This window comes from Campylobacter anatolicus, assembly GCF_018145655.1.
In the GTDB taxonomy this organism is placed as follows: domain Bacteria; phylum Campylobacterota; class Campylobacteria; order Campylobacterales; family Campylobacteraceae; genus Campylobacter_A; species Campylobacter_A anatolicus.
On record NZ_JAGSSY010000005.1, the window covers coordinates 33,181 to 45,174 of the forward strand.

The window sequence follows — 11,994 nt, forward strand, 5'->3', positions numbered from 1 at the left end:
TGTTAAATTTACACCTTAACTATCTTGGTTTTGTTTAGTATTTGAGCTAAAACATCGAGACTATATTTTATTGTGTAAATACGACCCTATCTCACTGACCAAAACTCCTGCCATTATCGCCACTGCACCAAAAATTTGAAGTCCGCTTAGATGCTCTCCACCTACAAAATACCCAAGTATACCAGCACTAACTGGCTCAAGCGTAAAGATCAAGGCTGCCTTTATCGGAGTAGTGTGATAAAGCATCAAATGTTGCATAATAAAACCAAAAAGTGTAGCAAAAACTACCGATACAACCATCGCTTTATAAAACGCAAAGTCTAAATTTGGTACAATACCGCCATCAAAAATATAGGCAAAAGATAGTGAAAGGACACTCATTACGGCAAACTGCGTTGTTATGAGCATAAAAATCTCACACCTTTTTACAAAGCGATTTGTAAAAATAATATGCATAGCCCACGCAAAAGCACATATAACGCTAAGACTCTCACCAAGTCCCACGCCAAGCTGGGCATTTGAGAGAAGATAAAGTCCCACAACACCCAGCAAAATTCCTATAAATGCACTCGTATAAAGCCTTTGGGCAAAAAATATATACATCAAAAATGGCACGACAACGACATTTAGTCCGGATATAAACGCCACGCTTGAACTAAATGTAAATTTAAAAGCAAACGTTTGAACGCTAAAACCGCAAAATAAAATAAGTCCTAAAATAAAACCATACTTAATAGAGTTAAAATCTATATCTTTAAATTTTAAAACAAATACAAACATAAGCAAAAAAGAGATAAAAAATCGCCAAAAAAGTATCGTAAATACACCATTTGTGGCAGTTGCACCAGCCATAGGAAGAAATGTAGCACCCCAAACTAAAGCGACAAAGATCAGTGGTATATCAGCATGAAATTCTTTTATCTTTCTTATTTTTAACATAAAAACTCCAATAAAAATAAGATTAAATTATAGCTTTTAAATATAATTTAATCTAAATTTGACATCTCTTTATGATATACGAGCCAATCTCGCTTATCAAAATACCGATTATAATGATACCAGCTCCACCAAGCTGAAGTGAGCTAAATCGCTCTCCACCCACAAAATACCCAAGAACTCCAGCACTAATAGGCTCAAATGTAAGGATAAGAGCTGTTTTAACCGGCGTTGTGTAGCGTTGCATTAAATTTTGAACGAAGAAGCAAAAGACGCTCGCAAAGATTGATGTAACAATGATCGCAAAGTAAAAATCGTAATTTAAATTTGGCACAATACCGCCCTCAAAAATATATGCAAACACGAGTGAGAACACCGCGGTAGTAGCAAATTCTGCACACATAAATATAAAAATTTCACAACGATTTACAAAACGTGCAGCATAGATGATCTCTAGTGCGTAAGCGATCGCACATATCAAGCTTAGCTTCTCACCAAGCCCAAAGCCAAGCTCACCAGATGTTAAAAAATAAAGTCCAATCGCACTTAAAATCGCACCAACAATAGCATAAATACTAACTCTAGCTTTAAACAAGATAAAGCTTATAAATGGGACAAAAACAACCACAAGTCCAGTGATAAAAGCAACCGATGAACTTAATGCATATTTAAGCGCAAATGTCTGAAAGGCAAACCCAGAAAATAAAAATACGCCCACGATACTGCCGTATTTAATGGAATTACGATCGATGCTATCTATAAATTTAAAACTTATTATAGTCATTAGCATAAATGCTATCAAAAACCTCCAAAAAAGTATCGTAAATACACCATTTGTATGCAATGCTTTTGACATCGGCAAAAATGTAATACCCCATACAATCGCGACTATAAATATCGCAAAATCGGCACCAAATTCTCTAAATTTTTTAGCTACCAAAGTCTAATCCTACTTTAAAACTTTATTTAATATACCATTTCCTTTGCCGACTATGCCACTTTTTAATCCACTCTCCTTTTCACTCATAACGTTAAAAAGCCCATCTAAAGTTTTACGTGTGATGTAGTCGTTTAAATCCTCGCCACTGTCTGGGACATACTCGCTCATACCTAAATTTGAAGCTAGGTTTTTAACCGATTTTATCGTATCACTACTTGTTACTGAACTATTTGCGATAAATGAATTTAGTCCGTTGTATGCAGTGGCAAATTTATTATCACTCATCATATTTTTAATAATCGGTTTAAAAACTTTTTGTAGTTTATCGCCTGATCTATCTTGTAAAAATTTAGTAAAGCTATCTTTACCACCGCTCATTACAGACTTGATCTCATCGTTATTCATATTTTTAATCGTATCGCTAAATATGCTCGCAGCCTCTGGTACAGCGGTGCTAGCGGCGTTATTTATTGATATTATAAGCTCATTTGCCCACTTCTCTCCACCTACCTTTTTAGCTAAATTTGCAGCCCCTTGCAGTCCATTTGGAAGTGGGATCTTAGCTACTGCACTATTTAAATATCCACTATTTGATAGCTCTTTAACGGCTAAATTTAAAGCGTTTGAAACTATGGCTTTATAATCCTTACTAACACTTAAGCTACTAGCTACCTTTAAGCCTGAGCTTATCGCATCACTCAAATTTGCATTTGTATCAATCGCCAAGCAACAAAGTAGTAAAAATGTTACAAATTTTCTCATTTTTATCCTTTTTTAGTTTTATTATATATAAATATCTTTTAAGCTACAATTATCATTTTAAAAATTTAAAGGATATTTATGCAGATTTTACTCATCGCCTTTGCCTTAGCTATGGATAGCGTTGCTCTTGCGATGGCAAATGGTGCAAAGTGTCAAAATATCAATATAAAACAAATTTTAAAACTTGCATTTACATTTGGTGCATTTCAAGCTATTATGCCATTTTTAGGTTATATTTTAGGGCTTAGCTTTATAAGTTTTATAGCCTCTATCGATCACTTCATTGCATTTTTTATACTAATTTTTCTAGGAATTAAAATGATACACGAGGCCTATGAGAGCAAAGATGATAATTGTGTATTAAATCTTTCAAACAAAGAGCTCATCCTTGGTGCGATCGCTACAAGTATCGATGCACTCGCTGTTGGTATAACTTTTGGCTTTGCTGATATTAAAATAGTTAACGCTTGTGTAATCATAGGCGTGACCTGTTTTATACTCTGTTTTATCGCCTGTTATATCGGTAAAATCGTAGGCGAAATTTTAGAGCACAAAGCTCTTGTTTTAGGCGGTTTAATACTTGTTTTTATTGGATTTAAAATTTTAATAGAACACTTAAATGCATAATATTTTAATTATATATTTATATAATTAAAATATTCTTGTAAAAAAATATTACATTTTTTTATTTAAAATATTATCATAAAATTTGTGCTAAATTTAGCTTACTTAAAATTTACAATAAGCTATTATACAAGATAAATTTAACTTTTTGGAGTATAAGATTGCTATTAAAACAAGTATTTGTATGGAATAAAGACTTCGAAACAACATACGAAAGTATCGATACTGAACATAAATATCTAGTTGATTTACTAAATTCTCTAGGTGATAAAATATCTGATAAATCAACAAAAATACAAGATTTAAAGCATATATTTGATGAGCTTATTGACTATACAGGTTATCATTTTAACAACGAAGAACAACTATCAAAGATGATTGGTGTAGATACGCGACACCGCAATGAACACGTTGCAGCACATAAGAGATTTGTTAAGCGTGTTTTAGAACTTAGAAATAACGTAGAAAGTAGTGTTGATTTTAGAGTGGAAGGTAAAGAAACTCTTGACTTTTTAGTTAGTTGGCTTACATTTCATATACTTGGTATGGATAAGCTTTTAACTCTACAAATGCGGATGATAGAGCAAGGCAAAAGTCCAGCTGATGCATATGAAATCGTCATCAACTCAGGCGATAATAGACAAATAAATGCTCTTGTAAATTCGTTTAATAGCGTGTTTGGCTCCCTTGTGAAATACAATGAAGAGCTTTTGGCTATGAAAAGAGCTCTTGAGTCGGAAGTGTCAAAACGTACAATAGAACTAGAGATAGCAAATAAAAAATTGCAATTTATCGCGATGTCTGACCATCTGACTGGACTTTCAAATCGACGAATGGCAATTAGTACAATACAAGAGTGCATAACCACGCTACAAACAAAGGGTAAAATTTTTTCTGTTATTATGTTAGATCTTGACCGTTTTAAGTCCATAAATGACAAATATGGACACGACGCTGGGGATAGGGTACTTTGTGAGTTTTCAAAGGTGTTAAAATTTGAAAGTCGCACTGATGATGTAGTGTGCCGTCTCGGTGGCGATGAGTTTTTGATCATATGTCCTGATACTAATACTAATGGTGTTATAAATTTAGCACTAAAACTACTAAAAGCAATAAATAAAATTTGTATCAAATTTGATGACGGTGGTGAATGGTCCGGCTCTTCAAGCATTGGTATAGCTACAGCAAATAGCGAGACAAAAACAACAGAACATATCATCAAATCCGCAGATATAGCAGTCTATAAAGCAAAAGAATTAGGCAGAAACTGCGTCTGCAACGCCTATGGTAAAATAAGCTAAATTTATAAACTCCTTGGCTATATCTTTAAATTTTTGCCAAATTTGGATTAAATTTAAACTAACAAAACTGATAAATTTAAAGAGTATTATGCAAAACTACAAAATGATACTACGCAATGAATGCTCGTAAAAGTATTTTAATTTCAAAGCTATAACGTTAAAAATGTTCTAGAGCTAGTAGAGCAAAACTCGTGCTAGTTAATTTATGAGATATTATGTCTTTATAGGCTTAAGCAAGATAGCGACAAGAGTGATAAAAAATAGCTTTAAAGCTTGGCTATTTCACAATATAATCACAATAGTGACAACTACCCTAAATATCTTCTAAGAAATACTAAAGCACAAATAGATAAGCAAAATGGACATTTTGAGTTGAGTAAAGGCAGGAAATTGACATACTAAAGATTAAAAACTATGACGAATACAGTGGTTTTAAGGGCTGATAGCGGAGTGTCTGTTGTAGTTTGTACTGTAGCAAATATAAAACCTGAGTTAGTATAGAAAATGCGTGATTGGTTATTAAATTTATATCAATGTGAGTTGGATTAGCCCATTTATGCCTATTTTGTGAAATATATTTATTAAAATTTAAATTAAATCAAATTTTTAAGCTTATATATGCTAATATAATTAAATATTATAATCAAAAGAGGCTTTATGAGCGAGATTAATTATAGTGTATTGGATATTTTGTCAAACAAGAAAGCTCTTTGCCTTGAAGATGAGCCTAAAATTTTAAAAAATTTAACTGAGTCTTTAGAGCTTTTCTTTAGTGATGTTGTTGGAGTGAGAGATGGTAAAGAAGCTCTTGATGAAGCCTTAAGCGGACTTTATGATGTATTAATTTTAGATATCAGCGTCCCACATATAGATGGCATAGAGATCGCAAGGTGTGTGCGTGAAAAAAATCACAAAATCCCGATAATAATCATAACAAGCCACACCGAACAAGAGTATCTTTGGCGTGTAGTAGAGCTTAAAATAACAAGATATATACCAAAGCCATTCGATAAAGAAACTATCATAACCGCTTTAAAAGATGTCGCACTAGATTTGACAGATCATCAGCCAATCATAAAGCTAAAAGATGGCGTTAGATATGATCCAGCCAAAAAAATCATCTACACAAATAATGAAATTTTTCACATTTCAAAGAGTGAAAGTCGACTGTTAGAGTATTTTTTAAGACACAAAAATAAAAATATTACTTATGAAGAGCTGTTTGATTATCTGTGGGAGTTTGACCAGCCAAGCAAAGAGGCGATAAAAACTATTGTCAAAGAGCTACGCAAAAAGATAGGCAAAGATGTGATTAAAAATTTATATGGCGTGGGGTATCTGTGTGAAATATAGATTTGCGATAATTATATTTATGTTTATAATGCTTTACTCTATAATAATAGGCTTATTTTTCAACTTCTATAAAGAATTATCCATAAAAGACGCTAAGATAGAGGCTTTTCACGTACTTGAAACTATGAATGCAGTCAGAGACTATGTTGCAAATATCCAGCGTCCGCTTATAGATGAGCTAAAACAAAATGGCACAATGTCACCTGAATTTTTCGATGCTAGATTGCTCTCATCATCTTATATATCAAATGAAATTTATAAGATCCAAGCATCCAAAAAAAACATACACTACACTTACAGACTAGTCGCTACTGATCCATTAAATCCAGCACATGAGGGCACGGAGTTTGAAAATGAAATTTTAGAAGGATTTAAACAAAAAAAATATGAATTTTACTCAAAAATTATCAGCGAAAATAACCAGCGTTATATATTTGTCGGACTACCTATTAAAAATTCTCAAGCCTCCTGTGTAACGTGCCATAACATAAACTCAGCACCAAAAAGCATGAAAGAAAGTTATAAAAACATAGATAGTTTTGAGGGTAAAGTTGGCGATACGATAGCGATGATGTCTCTTAAAGTCCCAGTAAAAAGTGTGCTAAACAATCATAAAGATGAATTTATGTTTAGTGGAGTTTTGATATTTATTGTATTTTTGATGTTGATGTTTTTTGTATTTAAAATACATGAAAAAGTCGCTAAGATCAAGGCACAAAATGAACTTTTGATGATAAATCAAAGTCGCCTTGCCTCAATGGGCGAGATGATACGAAATATCTCGCACCAGTGGAAGCAACCACTTGCACAAATAAGCTCAACACTTGTAAATTTAGAGCTTTATAACGAACGTGGAAAGCTAACAAAACAGATGCTTGAAGAGAAGATTAAAGAGACTGACGAGCAAGTTAAATTTATGTCTGATACGATCGATGACTTTAAAAATTTCTTTAACCCAAATATGCCAAAGAGCGAATTTACAAGCGAACAAGCCATAACACAGACATGCAAGTTACTAAATGCGGCACTTAAAAAATATATAATACATATAAATATAGATATAAAAGAAAATTTTATCTGTTTTGGAAATATTAACGAAATTATACAAATTTTAATCAATATTATAAACAACGCAAAAGAGGCTTTTAGTACATCACATGTAAAAGATAGATATATCAATATCTCTTCATTTGTCGATAAAAACAAAAAAACAATCACTATCGAAAATAATGCTGGAAATATCGACAAAAACGTAATAAACAAGATCTTTAATCCAAATTTTAGTACTAAAAAAACTGGAAGTGGGCTAGGACTTTATATGAGTAAAATGATAATAAAAAAATACAACGGAGAGATCGAAGTTGATAATATAAATGATGGCGTAAAATTCACAATTAATATTTTTTGTTGATAATTCATTAAAATTCCCCCTTTTCCACCCCCATTTTTTAGTAATATTCTCAATACGAAGTCTTTTTGATTTTAGATTAAAACTTTTTGCAGGAAGGAGAACACATGAAAAAGTTGGATAAAGTGTTACTCGGACTTGTTGCTGGCGTTAGCATCTTTGCGGCAGGAGCCTGTGCCGCCCAAGCTGATGCTCACGTTCATATGCAACAAACCGAGATGGCACGAAGTATTATGGCAAACCCTAAAGGGACGCTAAAAGAAAGAGGTGTTATATCCTTGCAAGACTACATTGTAGAAGAGCAAGAGATGTATAACTGGCTTTTTAAAAACCACCCAATTTTTACAAAATATGGTGGTAAAGTAGATGGTAAGCTCAACGTCGTGGATCGCGGTCATGAGTGGATAGAAGAGGGACACGGAAAGGATCTATCAAAGGTAACTAAGCGTGATAATGGAAAAGGCTATAGTTCTATGATGTATAGAATCCCAGCCACTTCAACTCTTATGTTTCCTAACAAATTTGTAGGTCCAGAAAAGTGTGGCGAATGTCACCCAGCACAGTATGAAGCTTGGAGCAGATCAAGACACTCGACAACCATTCGTTTCCCTGGTGAACACCCAGAGGTAAATAATAACTTAACAGATCCAGTATTTGCAGCAGATACTGCACCTATTTTGCCACAAGGTATCACACCTGATGTTGTATATGCAACAATTGGACACCTTAGAACAAAAATGGGCTTTATCGACCAATGGTTGCTACGCGGAACATACCACGTAGTAGGCGGTCTATTAAGAGATGGTACAGGAACGATAACACCAGGATCAAACCAATGGCAAAGAACTTGGGCGTTAAATTTAACTCCTGAAACTGTTAAAAAGATCAAAAAATGGATCCCTGAGTTCCCTGAAACTCTTGAAGAGTATGGCTTAAATACTGGCTATGTAAGAGGTCTTGCATCTTATGCTGCTAAGTATAAACACACTATGAATTTCCAAGCAAACAGCTCATACTGCGAAGTATGCCACCCATTCAAATTTGATTTTAAATCAAGCGAAGAGTTTTATGCAGCACTTGGTAACGCTAAAGAGCTACAAAAACACACTGTCTCAAAAGGTGTATCCTGTGAGGAGTGCCACGGAGCTGGTGGACACCTTGATGGTGCTACAAATTTTAGAATATCTAACTGCGAACGTTGCCACCAAAGATTTAACTGGGATCCAGACACTTATAAGGCACATCCGCTTGCAAAAGTTGCTCCAGATTTAGCACTTAACTCTAAATTTAAATCAATGGGACCAGGATGCGGATCTGAAGGATCACAGTCATTCTTTACAGCCCACTATTCAAAAGGTATGAGATGTGCTACTTGCCACGATCCACACGACACTACAGGTCTTGTAACTGGTGATAAGAACATCAAAGGACTAAACTATAACTCAGAGCAAGGATACCTAAGCTCACTTTATAGTAAACCAAAACTTAAAAAAGAGTGTGCTGATTGTCACAAAGAGCAAGCTTATATAGCAGCTAAGGCAGAGACTCACAAAACTAACTCTTGTGCATCTTGCCATATGCCGTTTATGATGAGTTGCGAGAACTTCTATGCTATTCAATTCCAAGACAATGCTGGTTTTGATACTCAAAGAAGATCACATATTTGGAAGATAGATGTTAGTCCAGATCGCAAGTCTCTTGTAGCTGGCTCAACTTCAAAAGATGCTAGAGATGGTAAAGATTGGCACTTCCAAAGAAATGAAGACGGTAGAAACTTTATTGATCTAATGTGGGCTTGCGCTAGAACATCTTGGGCTGATCTTGATATGGTTGAAAACAAAGGTTGTCATAGTCCTGTTCTCTCAGAATTAAAAGAGACATTACACTTCAAATCACAAAAACAAGCTTATGATGAAGTTATGGGATGGCAAACTCCTATCAAGAATGAATTTACTGCAGTTAAGATTGGTATAGAGGGAATGTTTAAAATTCTTGAAACAACTAAACTTGATCCAAGTGCTAAGACAAGAGTCTATGAGTTGATTGAAAAAGCACAAGACACCGTTGATCTAATCCAAAAAGATGGATCTTGGGGTATGCATGCATTCAAATACACTAAACAAAGACTTGACGCTGCTAAAGGATACGTAGAAGAAGCTCAAAGAATTTTGAATAGTAAAATGTAATCAAACAATGGGAGCCGCCTTTGGCTCCCTATCTAAAAGGGCAAAATATGCAAAAACAAATTTTAAAAAGCTTCATCTCGGTCTTATTTTTAACAAGTTGTGCTTTTAGCGTTGAGCTTAACACTGATACTCAAAAAGAGTCTTACAGTATCGGAGCATCTACTGGTGGGCATATAGCAAACCAAATTTTAGGACACAAAAAACTTGGAGTTTTAACTGACGTAGATGCATTAGTGCAAGGCTTTATCGATGGTCTTAAAAAACAAAACAAGCTTTCAGACGATGAGATATTAAATTCGTTAAACAAAAGAGCTGACGCACTAAATAAGGCAAATGAAGCTATCAAAAAAGCAGAGCTTGATAAAAATAAAAAAGCATCAAAAGATTTTATGAACAAAAACGCAAAAAATAAAAATGTAAAAACTACAGCTTCAGGCTTACAATATGAAATTTTAAAAGCAGGGAAAGGTGAAAAGCCAAAGCCTGAAAGCATAGTTTTAGTTAATTATAGAGCGTATTTACCAAACGGCGAAGTTTTTGAGGATAGTTATAAAGCTAAAACATCCGTAACACTATCACTAATAACTGTTATAGAGGGTCTAAAAGAAGGTTTGGTATTAATGAATACCGGATCAACATATAAATTTGTCATACCGAGCGAACTTGCTTACGGAGATGAAGATGTTGATGTGATTCCTGCTGGCTCTGCCGTAGTTTTTGAAGTTGAGCTTTTGCAAGTTGGTAAACCAGGGACAACATTTAATAAAACAGATAAAAATAGCGAAGATAACAAGTCTAGTGCTAAGCAGTAATTCCTTTCTGCTAAAAATGGAGGAGAAATATGGACACTAAAAACAACAGAAGAGCGTTTATGAAGTATGTCGCTCTTGGCTCTGCTGCGATTGGTATGACAGCTTATGCTGTGGCAGATCCACAAACAAACTCAGAAAAAGAAGAGACAAAAAAACCACATTTTGGTATGATTTTTGATCAAAACAAATGTGTTGGTTGCACCGAGTGTGAGTTAGCCTGTGTGAAAACTAACTTGGTGCCAAAAGGACAGATGAGACTTTTTGTAGAGGATAAAACAGATCAAAATAACCGCTTAGAGCGTAGATTTGTTAGAATTTCTTGTCAACAATGTCAAGATGCACCTTGTGTTAACGTATGTCCTACAAACGCTTGTTGTAGAGATGAAAAAACTGGCATCGTTACTATGAATACCGATGACTGCATCGCCTGTAAATACTGCATTGTAGCCTGCCCTTATGATGTAAGGTTTATAAATCACGAAACAAAAGCAGCTGAAAGCTGTAACTTCTGTATAGATACAAAACTAGCTAAAGGCGAAGAGCCAGCTTGTGTATCTTCTTGCAGATACGATGCACTTGTATTTGGTGATTTAAACGATAAAAATTCTCATATAAGTAAGCTTTTAGCCATAAAAGATAGCTTAAGAATGCGTCCAGAATGTGGCACAAGCCCTAGTTTAAGATATATACCAGCCGTAAAGATGGGGGTGTGATATGAATGGTGCTATAAATTTTACACAAACTTTCTCGCACGGAGCTGTTATTTGGCATTGGCCTATCGCTGTGTATTTATTACTTGCTGGTATGAGTGGTGGGGCACTTATAGTAGCTATTATGATAAAGTATTACAAAAAACAAACTGGCATCACGCCACTTTTTAAAGCTGCTAGTTCGCTCGCACTTGTAACTATACTTCTTGGTATGGTTTGTCTTGTTGGTGATCTTGATAGACCACTTTTATTTTGGAAAATTTTAATCAACTATAACTTCAAATCAGTTATGTCTATCGGTGTTGCAGCACTTTGTATCTATATACCACTATGTTTTGTTATGTGTATTTATGCGTTTGAAGAAGAGCTTAAAAAGACACCTTTAAAAAGACTTGTAGAAATTTTAATGGCTATTTTAAATCCACTTCGAAAACCATTATATACTCTTGCACTAATATTTGCAATTGCAGTTTGTGCCTATACTGGCTTTCTTATCTCTGTATTGGTTAGATTTCCTATACTTAACACAGCTGTTTTACCGGCACTTTTTGTCGCTTCTGGTCTTTCTGCCGGTATCGCTGGTTCAAGCCTTATCGCAACAGCTTGTTTTAAAGAAGAGACTCACAGTAGCGATATGAAGATACTTCATACGATAGAATGGCCTGTATTAGTAGCTGAAATTTTACTAATTACAATGCTTTTTGTATCACTTATAATCGGTAGCGAAGTACAAAAAATTGCAAGCACAGCATTCCTTGATGGTTTTTATGCTAAAATGTTTTGGATAGGCGTAGTTGGCATAGGTTTTGTCGCTCCTATCGTGATAAACTTCTGTCTTGGTAAAAAATTTGCCTCAACGCATTTTGCATTTTATCTAAGTGCTATTGCTAGTATTATTGGTGTTTTGATGCTACGTATGTTTATACTATACGCAGGGCAGACTTATAGCATTTTGATTTAAC

Annotated in this window: 11 protein-coding genes; 8 read left to right on the forward strand and 3 right to left on the reverse strand. The window is 34.5% G+C overall.

Going from position 1 to position 11,994, the window contains the following annotated elements; translation table 11 throughout:
* Window positions 1-60: 60 nt before the first annotated feature.
* From KDE13_RS08070 to KDE13_RS08080, 3 genes are read right to left on the reverse strand one after another with little or no spacing between them, the layout of a single operon-like run.
* Complete coding sequence (locus KDE13_RS08070; RefSeq protein ID WP_212143457.1) at window positions 61-939, reverse strand: DMT family transporter; 879 nt, start codon at window positions 937-939, stop codon at window positions 61-63.
* Between the two features lie 52 nt (window positions 940-991).
* Window positions 992-1,876, reverse strand: a complete 885-nt coding sequence (locus tag KDE13_RS08075) for a DMT family transporter (RefSeq protein WP_212143459.1) — start codon at window positions 1,874-1,876, stop codon at window positions 992-994.
* Between the two features lie 9 nt (window positions 1,877-1,885).
* Window positions 1,886-2,638, reverse strand: a complete 753-nt coding sequence (locus KDE13_RS08080) for a DUF4197 domain-containing protein (RefSeq protein ID WP_212143461.1) — start codon at window positions 2,636-2,638, stop codon at window positions 1,886-1,888.
* A gap of 78 nt (window positions 2,639-2,716) precedes the next feature.
* Between KDE13_RS08080 and KDE13_RS08085 the strand changes: the two genes are divergently transcribed.
* The 8 genes from KDE13_RS08085 (at window position 2,717) to nrfD (ending at window position 11,993) form a co-directional block, all read left to right on the forward strand.
* Window positions 2,717-3,265, forward strand: coding sequence for a manganese efflux pump MntP (locus tag KDE13_RS08085; protein ID WP_212139646.1), 549 nt, complete (start codon window positions 2,717-2,719; stop codon window positions 3,263-3,265).
* A gap of 158 nt (window positions 3,266-3,423) precedes the next feature.
* On the forward strand, window positions 3,424-4,563 hold the full coding sequence (locus tag KDE13_RS08090) for a GGDEF domain-containing protein (protein WP_212139647.1): 1,140 nt from the start codon (window positions 3,424-3,426) through the stop codon (window positions 4,561-4,563).
* A 657-nt stretch (window positions 4,564-5,220) separates the two neighbouring features.
* Window positions 5,221-5,916, forward strand: coding sequence for a response regulator transcription factor (locus KDE13_RS08095; RefSeq protein ID WP_212139648.1), 696 nt, complete (start codon window positions 5,221-5,223; stop codon window positions 5,914-5,916).
* On the forward strand, window positions 5,906-7,327 hold the full coding sequence (locus KDE13_RS08100; protein WP_212143463.1) for a c-type heme family protein: 1,422 nt from the start codon (window positions 5,906-5,908) through the stop codon (window positions 7,325-7,327). Before KDE13_RS08095 ends, KDE13_RS08100 begins: the two co-directional genes overlap by 11 nt.
* A gap of 104 nt (window positions 7,328-7,431) precedes the next feature.
* Window positions 7,432-9,510, forward strand: a complete 2,079-nt coding sequence (locus KDE13_RS08105; RefSeq protein ID WP_212139650.1) for a cytochrome C — start codon at window positions 7,432-7,434, stop codon at window positions 9,508-9,510.
* A 47-nt stretch (window positions 9,511-9,557) separates the two neighbouring features.
* Window positions 9,558-10,322 carry an FKBP-type peptidyl-prolyl cis-trans isomerase N-terminal domain-containing protein gene (locus tag KDE13_RS08110; protein WP_212142363.1) on the forward strand — a complete coding sequence of 255 codons (765 nt, stop codon included), beginning with the start codon at window positions 9,558-9,560 and terminating at the stop codon, window positions 10,320-10,322.
* A gap of 29 nt (window positions 10,323-10,351) precedes the next feature.
* The gene (locus tag KDE13_RS08115) at window positions 10,352-11,035 is read left to right on the forward strand and encodes a 4Fe-4S dicluster domain-containing protein (protein WP_212143465.1); all 684 of its coding nucleotides are present in this window, start codon (window positions 10,352-10,354) and stop codon (window positions 11,033-11,035) included.
* A gap of 1 nt (window position 11,036) precedes the next feature.
* Entirely contained in the window at window positions 11,037-11,993 is a 957-nt protein-coding gene (gene nrfD / locus KDE13_RS08120; RefSeq protein WP_212139653.1) for an NrfD/PsrC family molybdoenzyme membrane anchor subunit, read from the forward strand.
* Window position 11,994 lies beyond the last annotated feature (1 nt).

What these genes read in the sequence shown, in the direction of transcription:
- KDE13_RS08115 (WP_212143465.1), top strand. Translation starts at nt 10,352, where the DNA reads ATGGACACTAAAAACAACAGAAGAGCGTTTATGAAGTATGTCGCTCTT.
- KDE13_RS08110 (WP_212142363.1), top strand. Translation starts at nt 9,558, where the DNA reads ATGCAAAAACAAATTTTAAAAAGCTTCATCTCGGTCTTATTTTTAACA.
- KDE13_RS08070 (WP_212143457.1), bottom strand. Translation starts at nt 939, where the DNA reads ATGTTAAAAATAAGAAAGATAAAAGAATTTCATGCTGATATACCACTG.
- KDE13_RS08080 (WP_212143461.1), bottom strand. Translation starts at nt 2,638, where the DNA reads ATGAGAAAATTTGTAACATTTTTACTACTTTGTTGCTTGGCGATTGAT.
- KDE13_RS08105 (WP_212139650.1), top strand. Translation starts at nt 7,432, where the DNA reads ATGAAAAAGTTGGATAAAGTGTTACTCGGACTTGTTGCTGGCGTTAGC.
- nrfD (WP_212139653.1), top strand. Translation starts at nt 11,037, where the DNA reads ATGAATGGTGCTATAAATTTTACACAAACTTTCTCGCACGGAGCTGTT.
- KDE13_RS08085 (WP_212139646.1), top strand. Translation starts at nt 2,717, where the DNA reads ATGCAGATTTTACTCATCGCCTTTGCCTTAGCTATGGATAGCGTTGCT.
- KDE13_RS08095 (WP_212139648.1), top strand. Translation starts at nt 5,221, where the DNA reads ATGAGCGAGATTAATTATAGTGTATTGGATATTTTGTCAAACAAGAAA.